This window comes from Mycobacterium sp. P2_H7 (assembly GCF_056403275.1).
Genome location: NZ_JBFUFU010000017.1, coordinates 148,572 through 168,827 on the forward strand (window position 1 = coordinate 148,572; position 20,256 = coordinate 168,827).

19 protein-coding genes and 1 pseudogene are annotated in these 20,256 nt (G+C 67.4%); 10 read left to right on the top strand and 10 right to left on the bottom strand.

Features of this window, described 5'->3' with window-relative positions:
* The first annotated feature begins 247 nt into the window (after window positions 1-247).
* The 6 genes from AC1DY7_RS24485 (at window position 248) to AC1DY7_RS24510 (ending at window position 7,412) form a co-directional block, all read left to right on the top strand.
* Window positions 248-1,246: a zinc-binding alcohol dehydrogenase family protein gene (locus AC1DY7_RS24485; RefSeq protein ID WP_477496327.1), complete on the top strand. Its 999-nt coding sequence runs from the start codon at window positions 248-250 to the stop codon at window positions 1,244-1,246.
* Window positions 1,243-2,607 (top strand): FAD-dependent oxidoreductase, encoded by a 1,365-nt coding sequence (locus AC1DY7_RS24490; RefSeq protein WP_477496328.1) that lies wholly within the window; start codon window positions 1,243-1,245, stop codon window positions 2,605-2,607. The genes AC1DY7_RS24485 and AC1DY7_RS24490 overlap by 4 nt, the downstream gene beginning before the upstream one ends.
* Window positions 2,608-2,844: 237 nt before the next feature.
* Window positions 2,845-3,186 carry a DUF485 domain-containing protein gene (locus AC1DY7_RS24495; RefSeq protein WP_477496329.1) on the top strand — a complete coding sequence of 114 codons (342 nt, stop codon included), beginning with the start codon at window positions 2,845-2,847 and terminating at the stop codon, window positions 3,184-3,186.
* Window positions 3,183-4,814, top strand: coding sequence for a solute symporter family protein (locus AC1DY7_RS24500; protein WP_477496330.1), 1,632 nt, complete (start codon window positions 3,183-3,185; stop codon window positions 4,812-4,814). Before AC1DY7_RS24495 ends, AC1DY7_RS24500 begins: the two co-directional genes overlap by 4 nt.
* Before the next feature lie 37 nt (window positions 4,815-4,851).
* Window positions 4,852-6,036 (top strand): MFS transporter, encoded by a 1,185-nt coding sequence (locus AC1DY7_RS24505; protein WP_477496331.1) that lies wholly within the window; start codon window positions 4,852-4,854, stop codon window positions 6,034-6,036.
* 107 nt (window positions 6,037-6,143) lie between these two features.
* Window positions 6,144-7,412 carry an acyltransferase family protein gene (locus AC1DY7_RS24510; protein WP_477496332.1) on the top strand — a complete coding sequence of 423 codons (1,269 nt, stop codon included), beginning with the start codon at window positions 6,144-6,146 and terminating at the stop codon, window positions 7,410-7,412.
* Here the strand turns inward: AC1DY7_RS24510 and AC1DY7_RS24515 are convergent.
* On the bottom strand, window positions 7,409-7,582 hold the full coding sequence (locus AC1DY7_RS24515; protein ID WP_477496333.1) for a DUF5302 domain-containing protein: 174 nt from the start codon (window positions 7,580-7,582) through the stop codon (window positions 7,409-7,411). The two genes, AC1DY7_RS24510 and AC1DY7_RS24515, sit on opposite strands and share 4 nt — an antisense overlap.
* A gap of 18 nt (window positions 7,583-7,600) precedes the next feature.
* Entirely contained in the window at window positions 7,601-8,044 is a 444-nt protein-coding gene (locus AC1DY7_RS24520; protein ID WP_477496334.1) for a PPOX class F420-dependent oxidoreductase, read from the bottom strand.
* 76 nt (window positions 8,045-8,120) lie between these two features.
* On the opposite strand from AC1DY7_RS24520, the gene AC1DY7_RS24525 reads away from it, so the two are divergent.
* Both AC1DY7_RS24525 and AC1DY7_RS24530 read left to right on the top strand, forming a co-directional pair.
* Complete coding sequence (locus AC1DY7_RS24525) at window positions 8,121-8,636, top strand: DUF1697 domain-containing protein (protein WP_477496335.1); 516 nt, start codon at window positions 8,121-8,123, stop codon at window positions 8,634-8,636.
* A gap of 23 nt (window positions 8,637-8,659) precedes the next feature.
* Complete coding sequence (locus tag AC1DY7_RS24530) at window positions 8,660-9,493, top strand: class I SAM-dependent methyltransferase (RefSeq protein WP_477496336.1); 834 nt, start codon at window positions 8,660-8,662, stop codon at window positions 9,491-9,493.
* On the opposite strand, the gene AC1DY7_RS24535 is transcribed toward AC1DY7_RS24530, so the two are convergent.
* Entirely contained in the window at window positions 9,433-10,392 is a 960-nt protein-coding gene (locus tag AC1DY7_RS24535) for an alpha/beta fold hydrolase (RefSeq protein WP_477496337.1), read from the bottom strand. The genes AC1DY7_RS24530 and AC1DY7_RS24535 overlap by 61 nt on opposite strands.
* Window positions 10,389-11,921, bottom strand: a complete 1,533-nt coding sequence (locus AC1DY7_RS24540; protein WP_477496338.1) for a flavin-containing monooxygenase — start codon at window positions 11,919-11,921, stop codon at window positions 10,389-10,391. Before AC1DY7_RS24540 ends, AC1DY7_RS24535 begins: the two co-directional genes overlap by 4 nt.
* Before the next feature lie 93 nt (window positions 11,922-12,014).
* Between AC1DY7_RS24540 and AC1DY7_RS24545 the strand changes: the two genes are divergently transcribed.
* Window positions 12,015-13,241: an Rv1453 family transcriptional regulator gene (locus AC1DY7_RS24545; RefSeq protein WP_477496339.1), complete on the top strand. Its 1,227-nt coding sequence runs from the start codon at window positions 12,015-12,017 to the stop codon at window positions 13,239-13,241.
* Here the strand turns inward: AC1DY7_RS24545 and AC1DY7_RS24550 are convergent.
* The gene (locus AC1DY7_RS24550) at window positions 13,217-13,582 is read right to left on the bottom strand and encodes a GntR family transcriptional regulator (protein WP_477496340.1); all 366 of its coding nucleotides are present in this window, start codon (window positions 13,580-13,582) and stop codon (window positions 13,217-13,219) included. The two genes, AC1DY7_RS24545 and AC1DY7_RS24550, sit on opposite strands and share 25 nt — an antisense overlap.
* 36 nt (window positions 13,583-13,618) lie before the next feature.
* On the opposite strand from AC1DY7_RS24550, the gene AC1DY7_RS24555 reads away from it, so the two are divergent.
* Complete coding sequence (locus AC1DY7_RS24555) at window positions 13,619-14,332, top strand: NAD-dependent deacylase (protein WP_477496406.1); 714 nt, start codon at window positions 13,619-13,621, stop codon at window positions 14,330-14,332.
* Here the strand turns inward: AC1DY7_RS24555 and AC1DY7_RS24560 are convergent.
* The 5 genes and pseudogenes from AC1DY7_RS24560 to AC1DY7_RS24580 form a co-directional block, all read right to left on the bottom strand.
* Window positions 14,329-14,958: a class I SAM-dependent methyltransferase gene (locus AC1DY7_RS24560; RefSeq protein ID WP_477496341.1), complete on the bottom strand. Its 630-nt coding sequence runs from the start codon at window positions 14,956-14,958 to the stop codon at window positions 14,329-14,331. The two genes, AC1DY7_RS24555 and AC1DY7_RS24560, sit on opposite strands and share 4 nt — an antisense overlap.
* Window positions 14,955-15,632, bottom strand: a complete 678-nt coding sequence (locus AC1DY7_RS24565) for a TetR/AcrR family transcriptional regulator (protein WP_477496342.1) — start codon at window positions 15,630-15,632, stop codon at window positions 14,955-14,957. The genes AC1DY7_RS24560 and AC1DY7_RS24565 overlap by 4 nt, the downstream gene beginning before the upstream one ends.
* The gene (locus AC1DY7_RS24570) at window positions 15,625-17,919 is read right to left on the bottom strand and encodes an MMPL family transporter (protein ID WP_477496343.1); all 2,295 of its coding nucleotides are present in this window, start codon (window positions 17,917-17,919) and stop codon (window positions 15,625-15,627) included. The genes AC1DY7_RS24565 and AC1DY7_RS24570 overlap by 8 nt, the downstream gene beginning before the upstream one ends.
* 576 nt (window positions 17,920-18,495) lie before the next feature.
* Window positions 18,496-19,467 (bottom strand): annotated as a pseudogene (locus AC1DY7_RS24575) (NAD(P)H-dependent flavin oxidoreductase); the annotation flags it as partial.
* A gap of 11 nt (window positions 19,468-19,478) precedes the next feature.
* Complete coding sequence (locus AC1DY7_RS24580) at window positions 19,479-20,231, bottom strand: 3-hydroxyacyl-CoA dehydrogenase (protein ID WP_477496344.1); 753 nt, start codon at window positions 20,229-20,231, stop codon at window positions 19,479-19,481.
* Window positions 20,232-20,256 lie beyond the last annotated feature (25 nt).

Genomic DNA, 20,256 nt, shown 5'->3' on the forward strand with positions numbered 1-20,256 from the left:
GTCCCCGTTCACTTCGATGTCCCGGTTCGGGACATGCGCCGCACCCGTACCTTCGATGTTTGTCATCTGTTCGTCTCCCTGAGGCTGCCGTCAATCCCGATCCTCAACAGGCTGACATCGCAAACCCGGCGCGGGTATCCGTCAATTGACCACCGGCAACAGCCCGGTGCGCGCGACCGTGACCGTTCCGGATTCGGTGGTCATCTGACCTATGGCGACGCGCATTGAAGGGGCTAGCGTCGCATCCATGACCACCATGACCGCCATCGGATCCTTCGCAGGCCTGCCCATCGACGACACCGACGCACTTCAGGATATCGAGGTCCCGATTCCCGAGCTGCGCCCACACGATGTACTGGTCCGGGTGCACGCGGTGTCGGTGAACCCCGTCGACATCAAACGCCGCGGCGGCCTCAGCCCGTCGGCGACGCCCGTCATCCTCGGGTTCGACGCGGCGGGGGTCGTCGAGGCAATCGGTCCCGAGGTGAGCACCCTCGCGGTGGGTGATGAGGTCTGGTACGCAGGTGATGTCACCAGGCCGGGCACCAACGCGCAGTTCCACGCCGTGGACGAGCGGATCGCGGCGCGTAAGCCGGAATCCCTGTCGTTCAAGGATTCCGCGGCGCTGCCGCTGACCACAATCACCGCATGGGAGGCCTTGTTCGAACGGTTCGGTCTCACCGCAGACTCCGCCGGCGACCTGCTGATCCTCGGCGCGGCGGGCGGCGTCGGCTCGGCGATGATCCAGCTCGCCAAACAACGCACCAAACTTCGGGTGATCGCTACCGCCAGCCGGGATGATTCGCGGGACTGGGCGCTGGAGCTGGGTGCCGATGTGGTGATCGATCACCACGATCTGGAGAACCAAACGCTGGCGGCCGCCCCCGCCGGTGTCGACTATGTGTTCTCCCCACACTCGGCGGGCAATATCGAGACGTACGCGGCGATCACCCGCCCCTTCGGCCACATCACCGCCATCGATGAACCCGAGGGTCTGGATCTGTTGCCGCTGAAGGCCAAGAGCATCGCCTGGCACTGGGAGCTGATGTTCACCCGGCCGATGTTCGGCTACGACATGATCGCTCAGCAGCGACTGCTCGGCGCCGCCGCAGCACTCGTGGATCGGGGCGTCATCCGCAGTACCATCACCACCGCGATCGATGATTTCAGTGCCGCGGGACTGCGCGAGGCACACCGGTTGGTGGAGTCGGGACGGATGATCGGGAAAGTGGTGGTGCACCGGTGAATGAACGGCAGGTCGACCTGGCGGTCATCGGATTCGGCAAGGGCGGCAAGACGCTGGCCGCCGCGCTGGGCCGGAAGGGCTGGCGTGTTGCCATGATCGAACAGTCCGCCCAGATGTACGGCGGCACGTGCATCAACATCGGCTGTGTCCCGACCAAATCGCTGGTCTTCCGTTCCGAGCAGCTGAGCGCCGGGACGGCTCATCCCGACGACTACCGCCGCGCTGTCACCGCGACTGCCGAGCTGACCGCCGGCATGCGCGCCGGCAACTTCACGATGATCGACAGCATCGACACGGCCGAGGTGCTCACCGGACAGGCCCACTTCCTCGACCCGCACACCCTCTCAGTGACCACCGACACCGGCGCGGTCACCGTGTCCGCCCGGTGGATAGTGATCGGAACCGGTTCGCGCCCAATACTTCCCGATATCCCCGGACTGGCTTCCTCGCCCCGGGTGCACACCAGTACCGATCTACTGACCGAGGAAAACCTGCCCCGCCGGCTGGTGGTGCTCGGTGGCGGTTACGTGGGGCTGGAGTTCGCGGCGATGTACGCCGCATACGGATCCGAGGTCACCGTGCTGGAACGGCACGCCCAGGTACTGGCCCGCGAGGATGACGATATCGCCGAGGCAGCGCGGAACATCCTGCAGGACAAAGGTGTCCGCATCATCACCGAAGCACAGGTCACCGAGGTGAACGACAGCACCGTCACCTACCTGGCCGATGGGATATCACACAACGTCGACGCTGACGCCATTCTGGTGGCCCTGGGCCGCGAACCTGTCACCGCCGACCTGAACCTGGCCGCGGCCGCTGTCCGGACCGCGCCGTCGGGTGCCCTGCTGGTCGACGAACACCTACGCACCAACCAGTCACACATCTTCGCCACGGGCGACGTGAACGGCGGACCGCAATTCACCTACGTCTCGCTCGATGATTACCGCATCGTGCTCGACCAACTCGTCGGAGACGGTGCCCGCAGCACCGCCGACCGAAAGGCCGTGCCCTACAACCTGTTCATCACGCCACCGCTGGGCCGGGTGGGGCTGACCGAGCAGGACGCCCTGACCGCCGGACTCGACATCAAGGTCGCCACGATGCGGGTCGCCGACATGGCCACCGTGCCCCGCGCCCGCATCGTCGGGGAGCCGGCGGGCCGAATGAAGGTCGTGGTGGACGCCGAGACCGACCTGATCCTGGGCGCGGCGCTGCTCTGCTACGACGCGCACGAAGTCATCAACACCGTCGCGCTGGCGATGCGCCACGGCATCACCGCCACCACCCTGCGCGATTCGATCTACACCCACCCGTCCATAACGGAGGCGTTCAACCAGCTACTCGGCGCCCTCGCGCCCTAGACCCGCTTGAGTCGGTCGTAATGTCGGCCTGAGAGCGCCGCCAAGGATATATATGCATGGCGGCGCTGTCAGCCTGACATTGTGGCGACCCCCGATCCACGGGCACACCGTTTACCGCCGTCGATCGACCGCTGAGCGCAACGCTGCCCGGCTTCGGCGTCAACTCCTCCCGTGTGACCCGCATCTCACCTAGGTTCGACTACCAGCTGGTTCACAGCAGACGTCAAGGAGTGACAGGTGCCCACAACAGATCGCCCGCCGGCGCCCACCGGCGCCGAATTCCTGGAAATCCAGGACAGCCCCGAATTCCAGGAGTTGCGCAGCAAGCTGCGCCGGTTCGTCTTCCCCATGACGGCGTTCTTCCTCCTCTGGTACGCCCTGTACGTCCTGCTGGGCGCATTCGCCCACGACTTCATGGCCACCAAGGTGTTCGGCAACGTCAACGCCGGGCTGCTGCTGGGCCTCGGGCAGTTCGTCACCACCTTCGTCATCACCGGCATCTACGTCCGGTTCGCCAACCGTGAACTCGATCCGCGGGCCGCCGCCATCCGGGCCGAACTGGAAGGTCCGCACCAGTGAACACCCTTCTCGCCGCATCGGATTCGGTCGGCAACCCGATCGCCAACATCGCCATCTTCGGCGTCTTCGTCGCCGTCACCATGTACGTGGTGATCCGCGCCAGCGGGAACAACAAGTCCGCCGACGAGTTCTTCACCGGCGGCCGCGCCTTCTCCGGACCGCAGAACGGCATCGCCATTGCCGGCGACTATCTGTCCGCGGCCAGCTTCCTCGGCATCGCCGGCGCCATCGCCGTATACGGCTACGACGGTTTCCTGTACTCCATCGGCTTCCTGGTCGCGTGGCTGGTGGCGCTGCTGCTGGTGGCCGAATTGCTGCGCAACACCGGCCGTTTCACCATGGCCGACGTGCTGAGCTTCCGGCTCAAGCAGCGCCCGGTTCGACTGGCCGCGGCGACCACGACGATGACGGTGTCGCTGTTCTATCTGCTGGCGCAGATGGCGGGTGCCGGTGGTCTGGTGGCCCTGTTGCTCAACGTGCACAGCAGAACCGGCCAGTCGCTGGTGATCGCCGTGGTCGGGATCCTGATGATCGTCTATGTCCTCGTCGGCGGCATGAAGGGCACCACCTGGGTGCAGATCATCAAGGCGGTCCTGCTGATCACCGGCGCCGCGCTGATGACGTTCATGGTGCTGGCCAAGTTCGGGCTGAACTTCTCCGAGATCCTCGGCGCGGCCCAGTCCGCCGTCTCCGATGCCACCACCAAGGGTGTCGCGAGCCGCGACGTGCTCGCCCCCGGCGCACAGTACGGCGGCTCGACCACCTCGAAGCTCAACTTCCTGTCGCTGGGGCTGGCCCTGGTACTGGGCACCGCCGGCCTGCCGCACGTGCTGATGCGCTTCTACACGGTCCCCACCGCCAAGGAAGCCCGCCGTTCGGTGGTCTGGGCCATCGCATTGATCGGCGCCTTCTACCTGTTCACCCTGGTGCTCGGCTACGGTGCCGCGGCCATCGTCGGGCCGGATCGCATCCTGTCCGCGGCGGGGGGGCAGAACTCGGCGGCACCGCTGCTGGCCCTGGAACTGGGTGGTGTCGTGCTGCTCGGCATCATCTCCGCGGTCGCGTTCGCGACCATCCTCGCGGTGGTCGCCGGGCTGACCATCACGGCGTCGGCGTCGTTCGCGCATGACGTGTACGCGTCGGTGTGGAAGAAGCATCAGGTGACCGAGGAGGAGCAGGTCAAGGTCTCCCGGATCACCGCGGTGGTGCTCGGCCTGGTGGCCATCGGGCTCGGCATCCTGGCCAACGGCCAGAACATCGCCTTCCTGGTCGCGCTGGCGTTCGCGGTGGCCGCCGCGGCCAACCTGCCCACCATCATCTACTCGCTGTACTGGCGCCGGTTCAACACCCGCGGCGCGTTGTGGAGCATGTACGGCGGGCTGATCTCGACCATCGTGCTGATCGTCTTCTCCCCCGCCGTGTCGGGTTCGAAGACGGCGATGGTCCCGGGTGCGGACTTCGCCTGGTTCCCGCTGGCCAACCCGGGCATCGTGTCCATCCCGCTGGCCTTCGCACTCGGCATCATCGGCACGTTGACCTCATCGGACAAGGGCAACCCGGAACTCAACGCGGAGATGGAGGTCCGGTCGCTGACCGGCATCGGCGCGGAGAAGGCCATCAACCACTGATGGATTACCCACGGCGGCGACGGCGTTGTTCACCCGAGTGAGCACCCGTCGCCGTCTGGCATTCCCGTTGCTGGCCTTCGCCTTCGCCGCCGTCATGCTTGGCACCACCCTGCCGACCCCGATGTACGCGCTGTACGCGGCGCAGATGCATTTCGCGGTGCTCACCACCACGATCGTGTTCGCGGCGTACGCCGTGGGCGTGCTCGGTGCCCTGTTGGTCTTCGGCCGCTGGTCCGACGCCATCGGCCGGCGCCCGGTACTGCTCGGCGGTCTGGTGTTCGCGTTGGCAAGTGCGGTGGTGTTCCTGTTCGCCGACAGCGTGGCCGTGCTGTTGGTGGGCCGGCTGCTGTCCGGCTTGTCGGCGGGCATCTTCACCGGGACGGCGACCGCCGCCGTCGTCGAGGCGTTGCCTGCCGCGCAACGTGAGCGCGGCGCCATGGTCGCGACCGTCGCCAACGTCGGCGGGCTGGGCAGCGGCCCGGTGCTGGCCGGGCTGTTGGTCCAGTACGCGCCGCATCCACTCGTGTTGCCGTTCGTGGTCCACATCGTGCTCGTGGTGCTCGCCGTCGCAGCAGTGCTGATCGCCCCCGAAACCTCCGACCGCACCGGCCGCATCGGGTTCCAACGCTTGTCGGTGCCGCCCGAGGCCCGCGCCGTTTTCCTTACCGCCGCCACCGCGGCCTTCGCGGGTTTCGCCGTGATGGGTTTGTTCACCTCGGTGGCGCCGGCGTTCGTCGCGAACGTGGTGGGCATCGACAACCACGCCGTCGGCGGTGCGGTGGCCGCGTCGATCTTCCTTGCCTCGGCCGTGGCACAGCTGGCGGGACGGCGCATCGCACCGGCGCGCGCGGTGGCCGCGGGTTGCGCCATCCTGGTGGTGGGCATGCTGATTCTGGCTGCGGCGCTGTCGTTCTCGTCGTTGACGGGCATCCTGGTCGCGGCGCTGGTGGCCGGCGCAGGGCAGGGCATCAGCTTCAGCCGCGGCTTGGCCGCCGTCGTCGAGCAGGTGCCTGCCGACCGGCGCGCTGAGGTCAGCTCGACGTACTTCGTGGTGGCCTACGTGGCCATCTCGCTGCCGGTGGTGGGCGCGGGCCTGGCCGCCCAGGCGTGGGGGCTGCGCACCGCGGGCGAGGTGTTCGCCTTGGCCGTGGCGGCGCTGGCGCTGGTCTGCCTGGCCGCGATCCTGGTGCAGGAGCGCCGCCGGACGCCCGCGAACGTGTGACTTGAGGAGCCGCAACCGTAATGAGTACGGCTGCGACTCCACACATCGCCGGGGTTTGAGTGGTTCTACTCAGGCGTGGGGGTGCCCGATTGACCTAGCGTCGAGCCATGCCCGTGACCGCGTTTCCCAGCGTCGCCGACGTAGCCCAGGCCACCCCGGCCGACCGTGACCGCGCCATCGACGTCATCCGAATCGGATCCCTGCTCGGCGTCATCACCGGCCATACCCTCATGGCCACCAGCATCATCACCGACGAGGTGTTCCATTGGGACAACCTGCTGACCACGTCGGTCGCCTTCCAGGCGCTCACGTGGATCTTCCAGATCATGCCGCTGTTCTTCTTCGCCGGAGTTGCCGCTTCGGTGGAGTCGTATCAGGGCAACTGGGGCAACTGGCTGCTCAAACGCTGCGCCCGGCTGTACCGCCCGGTGTTCTCCTACCTGGCGTTCTGGGCGGTGGCGCTGGCGGTGCTGCGCCGGATCGCCCCGGTGCACGTCTACGAACCGGTCGCCGGGATCTCGACCCAGCTGTTGTGGTTCCTCGGCGCGTATGTCCTTGTGCTGGCTGCGGTTCCGTTGCTGTCCCGGATCACCACCGCCGCACGGCTGGCCGGGGCGGTGGTCGTCGGGTACGGCACCATCGCCGTGGTCGACGTGGTCCGCATCAACGATGCGGACCTGTCGTGGCTGGGTTATGCGAATCTCACGGTCTGGCTGTTGCCGGGCATGTTAGGGGTGGCCTACCGCCGCGGCCTGCTGCGTCCACCCGCGGCCGCCGTCCTCGGCGTCGCCATGCTGGCCGTCAATATGTCCCTACTGCGTTTCGGCCCTTACGAATTGAGCCTCGTGGGGATCGAAGGGCAGCACCTGAAGAACATGACGCCACCGTCGTTGCTGATGGCCGGGCACGCAATCATGTTGTGCGCGTTCGCGATTACCGCCGCACCGGCCATCGCCCGCTGGGCCCGGCGGCCACGGGTGTGGTGGTTGACGGTGATCGGTAACAGCGGCGCGATGACGTTGTACCTGTGGCATATGCCCGCGCTGCTGGGCATGCATCTGGCATTCGATCAGCTGGGCCTGCCCCGCTACCCCGGTCACCCGCATCTGCTCGCGCTGAGCGTCGTGCAGCTGGTGCTGATGGCCGTGCTGGTCGCCGCACTGTTCCTGACGCTGCGGCCGTTGGAGAACAACCCACTGCCCTACTGGGACGGCGGTACCGTCACCGCCACCCGCAGTGCCGCGGTCGGGACGTTGCTGTGTGTCGCCGGCGCGGCCACCCTTGCATCGGTGGGCTGGGGCCTGAAAGGCCCCGGACTGCTGTGCGTCGCGGTGTTGCTCACCGCGCTGGTGACGGCCCGGAGCCTGGCACGCTAGCCGCTCTTGCGGCGGAACTCCCGGCGGGCGTTCTCGGCGGCACCGTGCGCCTTGGACTGCTTGCGGCCGCCGTCGGCATGGGACGTCCCCCCGGCTGCCTGCGCATTCTTACGCTCCAGCGCCTCCCGGAACTTGCGCTTGTTGTCGTCCTCTTCCGGTTTTTCGGCCATGCGGCCAGCCTAATCGACTCAGCGCCGCCCCGGCGGCATCCCGTACAGATGCGAGATCGGGATGGTGAGCAGCACCCGGCGTTCGTCGACCATCGCCCGGCGGTAGTCATCCCAGTCCGGGTGCTCACCGGCAATGTTGCGGTACAAGCCAATCAGCGCCTCGACGGTGTCGTCCTGCGGTCCGGCCGCCGGCGGCGTGAGGACGGCGTCACCCTCGGCGACCGCATAGGACCACCCGTCATCCGAACTGACATGCAGCGACGCCCGTTGGTCGCGCCGCAGGTTGCGCGTCTTGGCCCGCGGCTCGGTGATCGACACCTGCACCGCCACCTCGCGGGGGTCGAAGTGATACGACACGTTGGACAGCTGCGGGCGGCCGTCCGATTTGATGGTCGCCAGCACCCCCAGCGAGTTCCCGCTGATCAGTGCCAGCAACTTGTCATCGAAAACCAGACGCCCCATGTGCACGAGGGTACGTCGATAGGATCGGGACGATGACCACTTTGGACGCTGCCCCTGCGTTGACGCCGGAGTTCGGGTGACCCGCTACGCCGCCTTCTTGCGCGGCGTCAACGTCGGTGGGGTGAATCTGAAGATGGCCGAGGTCGCCAAGGCGCTCGGCGATGCGGGGTTCGAGAACGTCAAGACCATTCTGGCCAGTGGAAATGTGTTGCTGGACAGCAAGTTCGGAGTGCAGAAGGTGCGCACCACCGCGGAGGCGGCATTGCGGGAGACCTTCGGCTACGACGCCTGGGTACTGGCCTACCCGATCGAGGACATCCGCAAGGTCTCCGAGGCCTACCCGTTCGAGCGCGAGGTGCCCGAGCACCACTCGTATGTCACCTTCGCCAGCGACGACGATGTGCTCGCCGAGTTGGCCGCACTCGCCGAGGAGGCCGGTGAGACGGCCGCCCGGGGCGACGGCGTCCTGTACTGGCAGGTGGCCCGCTCCGCGACGCTGGATTCCTCGATCGGCAAGACGATGGGCAAGAAGCGCTACAAGTCCTCGACCACGACCCGCAATCTGCGCACCTTGGACAAGGTGCTGCGCTGACGCGTGCGGGTACATTCGGCGCAGTGAGCTCCCCCAAGATCGACGGCTCGGCCCTGACCGGCGTTTCCGAGACGGCGCTACTGACCCTGCAGGTCCGGGCCAATGAGGCCCGCCGCACGGACCGCATCCTCGACGATCCCGTCGCGGTCAGCCTGGCCGATTCCATCGACTTCGACTTCGCCAAGTTCGGGTCCGCGCAGCGCCAGGACATGGGGTTGCGTTCGCTGTCCTTCGACACCGCCACCATCGACTATCTGCGCGACCACCCGGCCGCGACCGTGGTCGCGCTCGCCGAGGGCCTGCAGACCAGCTACTACCGTGTGGACGCGTCCGGCGTGAGCGATACATTCCGTTGGCTGACAGTCGATCTGGCACCCATCATCGCGCTGCGCGAGAAGGCTCTGCCGCCCGCGGACCGGGTCACGACCTGCGCGCAGTCGGCCTTGGACTACAGCTGGATGGACAATGTCGATGTCGAGGACGGCGTCTTCATCACGGCCGAGGGTCTGCTGATGTACCTACAACCCGACGAGGCGCTGGCGCTGATCGCCGCATGTGCGCAACGGTTCCCCGGCGGCCGCATGATGTTCGACCTGCCGCCGCACTGGTTCGCCTGGTGGGCCCGCAACGGGCTGCTGCGCCCGTCGCTGCGTTACCGGGTACCGCCGATGCCCTTCAGCCTCTCGGTGTCCGGCGCCGCCGATCTGATCAACACCATTCCCAACGTGCGCGCCGTGCACGACGTACCGCTGCCGCGGGCGCGCGGCAGCGTGCTCAACACCCTGATCTGGGCCGCCTACCGGATTCCACTGCTGGATCCGCTGCGCGGCGTGACCACGCTGCTCGAGTTCGGCTGAGTCTCCGCTTCGCACGCGGCGCGGGCCGCGTTCTGGGCGATCACCGTCACCAGGCGGTCGATCACGCCCGGGGCGAGGTCGTGTCCCATCCCGGCGATGGTGAGATGCCGGGCGCCGGGAATGGCCGCTGCGGTGGCCGTGCCGCCACTGGGGTGCACGATCAGGTCCCGATCGCCGTGCACGACGTGCGTCGGCGCGGTGATGCGGGCCAGTTCCGCGGTGCGGTCCCCCGATTTGTAGATCGCGTTGATCTGTCGGGCCACCCCGGCGGCCGCGCAGGGTCCGGGGCCGCGGTCCCAGGCGCCGGCGGCATACGCCGCCGCACCGGCCACGTCCACCGGAAAGCTGCGTCCGGCAAGGTGTTCCATCGATTCGAGGTGCCGTTCGATGAAGGCCTGCTTGGTCCGCGACGGCCGTTTGGCCATCATCATCAGCGTCGACATCGTGGGCTGCCCGACGTTCGGTGCGCCCGTGGTGGAGAAGATCGACGTCAATGAGAGCGCCCGCTCCGGGTACCGCGCGGCCATCGTCTGGGCGATCATGCCGCCCATCGACATGCCCACCAGGTGCGCCCGCTCGATCTCCAGGTGATCGAGCAGATCGATGACGTCGGCTGCCATGTCGGCCAGGTCGTAGCCGTCCCGGCGGGGTCGGCGCATCACCTGGCGCAGGGTTCCGGGTGGCGCGGTGGTGGCCCAGGTGGAATGCCCGACATCGCGGTTGTCCAGCCTGATCACGCGGAACCCGTGCGCCACGAGACCGTCGACCATCTCGCATGGCCACGACGTGAGGTCCAGGGTGAGACCCGCGATCAGCACCAGGGGCCGCCCCGCGGGGTCACCATCGATGCGGTAGCAGACCCGTCGGCCGCCGGGCTGCAGGCAGTACCGGTCGGTCATCGGGCCGTGACCGGCTGCGGCGCAGCGACACTCGCGCCGAATCTCAGATGCGGATCGGCCACCGGACCCCGGCGTAGCGTTTCGACATCGGCGGTGTAGTTCATCGACATCCCCCACGGGCCGGCACCTTGGCGGGGCAGTTGGGCCGCGCTGCGCTGCACATACCCGGCGCCGAAATCGAGCAGCGGCTGGGTCTTCATCTGGGGGTCGAGAAGCTCGGGACGGACCGCGTCGTAGCCGTTGGCGTCCAGATGCGAGAGCAGGCGGCAGAAGTGCTCGCACAGCAGCCCGACCTTGAGCGTCCACGATGAGTTGGTGTAGCCGATCGCGAACGCGAAGTTGGGCACGCCGGACAACATGAAGCCCTTGTAGGCCACGGTCTGCGGCGGGTCGACCGGCACGCCGTCCACCGTCAGGTCCATGCCGCCGAACAGTTGCAGCTGCAAACCCGTTGCGGTGACGATGATGTCGGCCTCCAGCTCGCGGCCGGATTCCAGCAGGACACCGTTCTCGGTGAAGGTGTCGATCCGATCGGTGACCACCGAAGCGCTGCCGTTGCTCAGCGCTGTGAACAGGTCGCCGTCGGGTACCGCGCACAGCCGCTGGTCCCACGGGTTGTAGCTGGGGTTGAAGTGCTCATCGACCGGGTAGCCCGCGGGCAGCTGAGCGGCGGTGACGCGCCGGATCAGCTTGCGGGCCGCCTTCGGGTACTTCTGGCACAGCACGTACACCGAGCGTTGTTTGATGATGTTCTTCCGGCGCGCCAGCGCGTAGCCACGCTTGTCGCCGAGGAACCGCCTGGCGGCGTTGGCGAACGCGTCCTTGGCCGGGAGCGGGAGGATGTAGGTCGGCGAACGCTGCAGCATGGTGACGTGTCCGGCGGTGGCGGCCATCGCGGGGACCAAGGTCACCGCCGTCGCGCCGCTGCCGATCACGACGACCTTCTTGCCGGTGTGGTCGAGGTTCTCGGGCCAGAACTGCGGGTGCACGATCTGACCGGAGAAGCGTTCCCGCCCTGGGAATTCCGGGGTGTAGCCGGCGTCGTAACGGTAGTAACCGCCGGCACAGAACAGCCAGTTGGCGGACATCTGAATCAGTTCCCCGGCGCGCTCGATGTCGACCACCCAGCGCGACTCCGCGGTGCTCCAGGCCGCGCCCAGCACCTTGTGGTGGAACCGGATCGAGGCGTCGATCCCGTTCTCGGCAGCCGTCTCACGTAGATACGCCAGGATCTTGTCGGCCGAGGCGATCGCATGTTCGTCGCGCCACGGCTTGAACTCGTAGCCGAAGGTGTGCAGATCGGAATCTGACCGGATGCCGGGATAGCGGAACAGGTCCCATGTGCCGCCGGTGGCGCCGCGACCCTCCAGGATCGCGTAGCTGCGGCCGCGATGTTCCCGCTGCAGGTAGTAGGCGGCGCCGATGCCCGAGATTCCTGCGCCGATGATCAGTACGTCGACGTGCTCGGGGGTGTGCTCGGTCTGGGTCACGGCGGCGGCTCCTGTCAGGGGCGGATGCGATCTGTCCATGGTGACGCCGACGGCCGCCTACCACCATGGTCGAAGTGACCCAAAATGCCGGTACCGATGGTGCATAGTGCACCACCGCTCTACCCTGACACCGTGGAGTGGACGCCGCCGTCACCTCAGGTCGCAGATCTGATCAGGCAATGCGCGCAGATCATCGTCAATGCCCGTCCGGAATGGCTTACCGAACTCGACGAGGCGGTGCTGCAAGCCGGGCCGTCCATTGCCTCCGACCCCGAACTGGCCGCCGCAGTGAGTCGCAGCAACAGGGCGAACCTGTATTTCTGGGCCACCGCCAATGTCCGGGACCCGGGCGCGCCGGTCCCGCCGAACACGGGGCCCGAGCCCCTGGCCATCTCCCGCGAACTCGTCCGCCGTGGCATCAACGCGTTCCCGTCGGATGGCTACCGTGTCGGCGAGGCTGTCGCGTGGCGGCGCCTGATGGAGATCGCGTTCGAGCTGACCTCGGATCCGGCCGAGCTGCACGAGATGCTGCATATCTGCTCATTGTCGATCAGCACGTTCATCGAAGCGACCCTGCAGGGCATCGCCGCCCAGATCGAACTGGAACGCGACGAGCTCACCCGCGGCACCCAGGCCGAACGACGGGAAACGGTGGCGCTGCTCCTCGAGGGCGCCCCGATCCCCCGGGATCGCGCCGAAACCCGCCTCGGCTACGCGCTCACCGGCGCACACACCGCCGCGGTGATCTGGAGTGCGCGTTCGGACGCCGATCTGTCGCTGCTGGACCGTGTCGCCGAGGCCTTCGGGCACGCCTGCGGCAGCCCACGCGTGTTGAGCGTCCCGGCCAGCACCGCGACGCGATGGGTGTGGGCTCCCGGCAGCGGCGAGGTGGACACCGCGGGACTCCTGTCCGCGGTGTCCCCCGATGTTCGGGTGGCCATTGGTTCGACGGCCGACGGGATCGACGGCTTCCGGCGCAGCCACTTCGACGCGCTCACCACCCAGCAGATGATGGCGCGCCTGAACTCACCGCAGCAGCTCGCGTTGTTCACCGACATCCAGTTGGTCGCGCTGATCACCTCCGACGCCGGCCGGGCGGCCGAATTCGTGCACCGGGCGCTCGGCGACCTCGAGTCCGCGAGCCCCGAATTGCAGGACACGGTGCGGATATTCGTCGCCGAACAGTGCAACGCCTCGCGCACCGCGGCGCGGTTGTACACGCACCGCAACACGCTGCTGCGCAGGCTGACACGCGCCGACGAGCTGCTACCCCGGCCGCTGGCCCAGTGCAGTGTCGAGGTCGCCGTCGCGCTCGACGTCCTGCGCTGGAGCGGTCAGTCCAGGACCGTGTCCAGGTAGCGCAGCGCCTCGGCTTTCGCGATACCGAGTTGGCGCGCCGTCTCGGCGAACGCGTGCGCCGCGGCGGCCATCGCGGCATCGGCGGGATCCACCCGCGCCACGAATGTGCCGAATCTGCCCCGGGTTTCGAGGATCCCCGCGGCTTCCAGCTCACGATATGCACGGGCGACGGTGTTCACCGCCAACCCCACTTGTCCGGCCAGATCGCGCACCGTCGGCAACCGTGTGCCCGGTTCCAGTCGTCCGTCCCGCACCACATCGATGATCTGGGTCCGCAACTGGTCGAACAACGGGCTTGCAGCGTGCGCGTCCAGCCGGACCCAATCCCCCAGCCCGGCCATGTGCCCAGTATCGCCCACACCCGCTACTTTGGTGGGGTGCAGGTGACGGTGCTCAGCGGAGCGGGCATGTCCGCCGAAAGCGGTGTGCCGACGTTTCGCGACGTCGAGACGGGTTTATGGGCCAACGTCGACCCCTACGAGATCTCCAGCAGCGACGGCTGGCAGCGGCACCCCGAGAAGGTGTGGGCCTGGTACCTGTGGCGCCACTACATGATGGACGCGGTCGAGCCGAACAACGGGCACCGCGCCGTCGCCGCGTGGGAGGACTACGCGGACGTGCACATCGCCACCCAGAACGTCGACAACCTGCACGAGCGCGCCGGCAGCAGCCGGGTCCACCACCTGCACGGCAGCCTGTTCGAATTCCGTTGCGATCGTTGCCAGTTGCCGTTCACCGGCGCACTCCCCGCGATGCCCGAACCCGTCGAGGTCGTCGAGCCGCCGCGCTGCACCTGCGGCGGGCTGATCCGGCCGAACGTGGTGTGGTTCGGCGAAGGCCTGCCCGACGACGCCTGGGACGGCGCCGTGGCGGCCGTGGCCGGCGCCGATGTGGTGATCGTGGTGGGTACGTCGTCGATCGTCTATCCGGCCGCGGGCCTACCGGAAGCCGCGCTGGCCAACGGCATCCCCGTCATCGAGGTGAACCCCCAGACCACGCCGTTGTCCGAGGCGGCGACGGCGGTGGTGCGGGAAACCTCGGCGACCGCCCTGCCGGGCCTGTTACAGCGCCTGCCCGACCTGCTCGGCTAGCTGGGTCGTACCGCCTGGCCGATCGCGAACTCGGTGACCGGCACCGGCACCCAGGCCGGGAACGTCAACTGGCGGCGGGACCGGAGCACCTCGAACCCGGCGCCGACGATGGCGGCTTCGGTGTCCCGATGGGTGTGGCAGTTGCCGAGCAACCGGGGCCAGACCGTCGCATCCGCCAACCGTTGCAGCGAGGCCCGCGGGCCCGTACTGGCGACGTGTTCCAGATAGCGCAGCTGGCCACCCGGTTTCAGGATCGAAAAAATTTGCCGCAGAACGCTGTTCGGTTCATCGACGGAGCAGAGCACCAGCGAGCAGACCACGGCGCCGAAGGGGTCTTGCGACGTGTACGTCTCCACGGTGTCGGCGCTGACGGTCACCGGTATCGACGCCTGGGCGGCGGCCCGCCTCGCCAACTCGGCCAGCCGCGGCTCAGGTTCGACCGCCACCACCTCGGTGACCTCGGCCGGGTAGTGCGCGAAATTGGTTCCGGTGCCTGCCCCGACCTCCAGTACGCGGCCGGTCAACCCGGCGAGGTTCTCCACCCGCAGGCGCCGCAGCGACTCGGGCTCGTGGCCGGACATCACGGTCCACAGCCGGGCGAAGAAGGGATTCTCGACGGTCGTCATGGCTTCAGCTCCTGCAGTTTCGCGATGGTCTGCTCGGGGGTGGCGTCGGGCCCCATGATGCCCGACACGATCCGGCCGCAACAGACCGCGCTCAACACCCGGTCGGCGAACTCCTCGACATCCCCCCAGGGCAGGTACGGCTTGGCGATCAGCAGCGCCGCCACCCCGTGCACCGCCGTCCACAACTCCAACGCTGCGGACATCGAATCCCCTTGGGCATAAATGCCTTCGGCCATCAGCTTCTCGACCGAAGCGCGCATGTGCACGAACGCCGAGCTGGCCAGGGTCTGGTCGACCGAGCTGGCCGAGTCCCCTTCGGCCATGGTCGCGATCCGGTACAGCTCGGGGGTCTGGCGAGCGAACTGCACGTAGGCCAGCCCCTGGGCGCGCAGTACCTCGATGGTGGAGGACTTGCCCACCGCGACCCGCTGCATCTCCTGATCGAGCTTCTCGAAGTAGCGGGCGCACACCGCGTCCAGCAGCCCGTCCTTATCGGCGAAATGTAGGTAGATCGACGGGGAGGTGACGCCGACCCGCTGGGCCACCGCACGGATCGACACCGATTTGGCGTGACCGGTTTCCAGTAGCAGGTCGGTGGTCGCGTCGAGGATCTCTTCGCGCAGTTGGTCACCCGAACCACGGGCGGCCCTCCGCCGTTTCAGTACGTCAACCACGCTGACCAGTGTCCGCCACACCGGCGGTGACCGGCTTGCGCCCCTCCGGTTCGTCGGCTTCCGGTCCAGTGCCGCCGTCCTCGCTGATGCCGATGCGACCGTGCAGCCACGCCAGCGGCTTCGGTGCCCACCAGTTCCAGCCGCCCGCCACGTGCATGAACGCCGGCACCAGAACCATCCGCACCAGCGTCGCGTCGACCAGGACGGCCAGTGTCAGCCCGACGCCGAACATCCGCATGAACGACACCTGCGCGGCGATCAGCGCGGCGAAGGTGATCGACATGACCAGCGCGGCGGCCGTGATGACGCGGCCGGTGCGCGCCAGGCCCAGGGCGACCGCCTCATCGTTGCGTTGCCGCGCCGGCCCGTGCAGCTTCAGCCAGTACTCCCGGATCCGCGCAGCCAGGAACACCTCGTAGTCCATCGACAACCCGAACGCGATGCAGAACAGCAGCACGGGCATGTTGGCCACCAGCGTCCCGGTCGGCGTGGTCCCCAGCGCCGAGAGATGTCCGTCCTGGAAGATCCAGACCAGCGACCCGAACGCGGCAGTCAGCGAAAGCACATTCAGCACAAGGGCTTTCAGCGGCAGCACCACGCTGCCGGTGAGCAGGAACAGCAGCCCGAAGGTGATCAGCGCGATCACCCCTAGCACCCAGGGCAACCGGGTGGTGATGGCGGTGACGCTGTCCCGGTTGATCTGCGCGATCCCGGCCAGTTCCACGGTGCGCCCGTCCGGTCCGCTGACGGCGTGCAGGGCATCGAGCTGGCGTTCGGAGGCATCGGAGAACAGCGGCGCGGTGCTCCCGACGGTGAGGAAGGCACTGCCCTCGGCGATACCGGCCTGCCCGGGCGGGCCGACCTTCTTCCCGGCGACGAAGGTGCCGGTCGGGCCGGCGACCGTGGTGACGGACTCGACGTTCGACAGCTCGGTCGCGTAGCGGTCGAATTCGGCCGGCGTGAGGCCGTCGGCGTCGGGGATGACGGCCGTCACCGCGGTGGCCGAGTTGTCGGTGAAGTCGTTGCGCAGCTGATCACCGACCTCGTGCGCCGACGCCGAGGCGGGTAGCACCCGGTCATCGGGGAAGCCCCATTTGACGCCGAGGAACGGCGCCCCCAGCAGCAACAGCAGCGCCGTCACGGCGAGACCGATCGGGATGGCGCGGCGCATCACCGCGCCCGTCCACCGGTACCAGAACAGCTGCTCGACCGGCTTCGCCGCGGGAGCAGGCGCGCGCCGGAACAACCGGCGCACATTGAGGGCGTCGAGCCGCTCGCCGAGGAACCAGATCGCGGCCGGGGTAACGATGATGGCCGCCACGGCCGCGAAGCCCACCGTCGCGATGCCGGCGTAGGCGAAGGACTTCAGGAAGTACATCGGGAACAGCAGCATGGCCGCCATCGACAGCGCGACCGTCGTCGCCGAGAACAGCACGGTGCGGCCGGCGGTCGCCATGGTGCGGATCAGCGCCCGGTCCCGGGGCTGCCCGTCGGCGAGCTCGTCGCGGTAGCGGCTGATGATCAGCAGGGTGTAGTCGATGGCCAGGGCCAGGCCCATGGCCGTGGACAGGTTGAGCGCGAAGATCGACACGTCGGTGGAGAAGGTGATGAGGCGCAGGACCGACATGGTGCCCAGGATCGCCATGCCGCCGACCAGCATCGGCAGGGCTGCGGCGACCAGGCCACCGAACACCCACACCAGCACCAGGAAGCTCAGCGGGATGGCGATGGACTCCATGAGGAGAAGGTCACGCTCGGTCTGTGCGTTGATCTGGGCGTAGACCATCGATACGCCACCGCTCTTGACGGTCACCCCGGGCTGCCCGTCGGCGACGTGGGTCAGCGAGTCGGACAGTTCCTTGGCGTACTTCTGGGCGTTGTTCTCCCCGCCCGTGATGCCGGCGACGATGAGACCCGACGTCTTGTCCTTGCTGACCAGATCCCCGGCACCGCCGACAGGCGCCGTCCACGCCGAGGTCACCTGAGCGACGTGTGGCGACTTGCCGAGGGCGGTGGCGATCTCGGTCCCGACGGTGGTCGCGGCGGGGCTGGTGACGCCGTCCGGGGAGCTGACGCTGATGATCAGCTGCATATCGCCCTGATGGAACTTGTCGGTGAGCACCTGCGTCGCGCGGGCCGACTCCGACGTCGGGTCCTGAAACCCGCCGGCGGACAGACTCTTGGCGACGGGAATGCCGAAGATCGCGGCCGCGACCATGATGAGCGCCGACAGTGCCAGGACGCGGCGGGGCGCGGCGATCGCCAGCAGCGCAATTCGATTCAGCATGCAGGTTCCCTTCCCAGGGGGATGCGGAGATATCGTCGTTAAGTTAACAACGGTAAGTGAGGCCGTCAACCCGTCCACTCCGATCACGACGCAGCGGCCCGGACGGTTCAGCGGCGGCCTTCGCCCTACTCAGGAGTAGAACTCGCAGGTAACGTTTGCTGGGATCACAGCGCCGTCCCGATGTGTCGGCACACACACCGACCCGCCCCGGAAAGCTCGACAGTACGGCTCGATGGCAGGTCAGAGGCATACTGACTTTTGAGTAAGTCCGCGATACCCGGCGTCCGCAAACATCGCCAACCTACCCGGCGGTAAGAATTGCCAGGGTTTTCAGAATCGTGACTCAAAGATTCCTTAAATGTGACTCATACAGTCAGTGTCATGTGGATCGACGACACCAGTGCCGATGTCATCAAAGTCGACTTTGACGCCCTGTATCACGGGGACGTCCTCGTCGAGGGTGACACCTCGGAGCAGTTCCCTGACCTCGCTGCAGCGGTCTGACCGCAGCAGTTTCCTCCTAGCACCACAACGCCGCTGAGCACTGTCTCGGCGGCGTTTTGGCGTCTCGGATGCCTCTGAGAGAAAAACCGCGCGACCGAACGTCATTGTTCCGGCGCCGTCGACGATGCGGCTGATCAGCTCATCGACGGTCGGGATGTCGTGGATCAGGCCCATCACGGTGCCCGCGGTCCAGATACCGGCATCGATGTCGCCGTCGTCGAACACCTTGCGGCCGCGCACCCCGGCGACCAGGTCCTTGACGTCCTCGAACTGGCCGCCGTCCTTGAGGATCTGCACGACCTCGCGTGAGACGGTGTTGCTTGCCACCCGGGCGGTGTTGTGCAGGCTGCGGAAGATCAGCTCCGTGCCGCGCTCGTCACCGGCGACGATGGCTTCCTTGACGTTCTGGTGGATACAGGACTCCACGGTGCACATGAACCGGGTGCCCATGTTGATGCCGTCGGCGCCCAGCGCCAGCGCAGCTGCCAGGCCACGGGCGTCACCGAAGCCACCCGAGGCCAGCATCGGGATCTCGATCTCCTTGGCCGCGGCCGGGATCAGCACCAGGCCCGGCACGTCGTCCTCACCGGGGTGTCCGGCGCACTCGAAGCCGTCGATGCTGATGCCGTCCACACCCAAGGTCTGCGCTTTGACCGCATGGCGCACCGAGGTGCACTTGTGCAGCACCTTGATGCCGTTGTCGTGGAACATCGGCAGATGCGGCGCCGGGTTGGAGCCCGCCGTCTCGACGATCTTGATGCCCGCATCGACGATCACCTTGCGGTACTCGTCATAGGGCGGCGGGTTGATCGCCGGCAGGATCGTCAGGTTCACCCCGAACGGCTTGTCGGTCAGGTCGCGGGTCTTGGCGATCTCATTGGCCAGATCCGCCGGAGTCGGCTGGGTCAGCGCCGTGATGAAACCGAGCCCACCCGCATTGGCCACGGCCGCAACCAGTTCCGCGCGACCGACCCACTGCATGCCGCCTTGGGCGACCGGGTGCTCGACACCGAAAGCCTCGGTGAATTTCGTTACCAGAGTCATATGTTCAATTCCTACCTGGGAGCCATACGGATAGCGCCGTCGAGGCGGATGACCTCGCCGTTGAGCATCGGGTTTTCCACGATATGCAGGGCCAGCGCGCCGTATTCGTCCGGGTCACCCAGCCGTGCCGGGTGCGGCACCTGTTGCCCCAGGGACTTCTGCGCCTCCTCGGGCAGCGACGCCAGCAGCGGAGTCTTGAACAGGCCGGGCGCGATGGTGCAGACCCGGATCAGGCTGCGCGACAGGTCGCGCGCCACCGGCAGGGTCAGCCCGACCACGCCGCCCTTGGAGGCCGAGTACGCGGCCTGCCCGATCTGGCCGTCGTAGGCGGCGACCGACGCGGTGTTGATGATGACGCCGCGCTCCTCACCGATTGGTTCGGTCTTGGCGATCCGCTCGGCGGCCAGCCTCAGCACGTTGAATGTGCCGATCAGGTTGACCTCGACGACCTTGCGGAAACCGTCGAGCGGGAACGGACCGTCCTTGCCGAGGGTCTTGACCGCGTTGCCGATACCGGCGCAGTTGACGTTGATGCGCACCGGGCCCAGCGACTCCGCGATGTCGAGGGCCTTGGTGACCGCGTCCTCGTCGGTGACGTTGGCAGCGACGAACTTCGCGCGCGCACCGAGTTCGGCCACCACTTCCTCGCCCTTGAGGTCGATGACGACCACTGAGGCGCCGGCGTCGAGCAGCCGCTTCGTGGTCGCCAGGCCGAGGCCCGACGCCCCACCGGTGACAACCGCTACGGAATCCTTGATTTCCACGTGTCGTGCTTCCTTCCTATTGGGG

Bases quoted from the DNA above. Each gene is read 5' to 3' on its own strand.
- AC1DY7_RS24485 (WP_477496327.1), top strand. From the start codon at position 248: ATGACCACCATGACCGCCATCGGATCCTTCGCAGGCCTGCCCATCGAC.
- AC1DY7_RS24510 (WP_477496332.1), top strand. From the start codon at position 6,144: ATGCCCGTGACCGCGTTTCCCAGCGTCGCCGACGTAGCCCAGGCCACC.
- AC1DY7_RS24515 (WP_477496333.1), bottom strand. From the start codon at position 7,582: ATGGCCGAAAAACCGGAAGAGGACGACAACAAGCGCAAGTTCCGGGAG.
- AC1DY7_RS24520 (WP_477496334.1), bottom strand. From the start codon at position 8,044: ATGGGGCGTCTGGTTTTCGATGACAAGTTGCTGGCACTGATCAGCGGG.
- AC1DY7_RS24535 (WP_477496337.1), bottom strand. From the start codon at position 10,392: ATGACCGACCGGTACTGCCTGCAGCCCGGCGGCCGACGGGTCTGCTAC.
- AC1DY7_RS24540 (WP_477496338.1), bottom strand. From the start codon at position 11,921: ATGGACAGATCGCATCCGCCCCTGACAGGAGCCGCCGCCGTGACCCAG.
- AC1DY7_RS24550 (WP_477496340.1), bottom strand. From the start codon at position 13,582: ATGGCCGGGCTGGGGGATTGGGTCCGGCTGGACGCGCACGCTGCAAGC.
- AC1DY7_RS24560 (WP_477496341.1), bottom strand. From the start codon at position 14,958: ATGACGACCGTCGAGAATCCCTTCTTCGCCCGGCTGTGGACCGTGATG.
- AC1DY7_RS24570 (WP_477496343.1), bottom strand. From the start codon at position 17,919: ATGCTGAATCGAATTGCGCTGCTGGCGATCGCCGCGCCCCGCCGCGTC.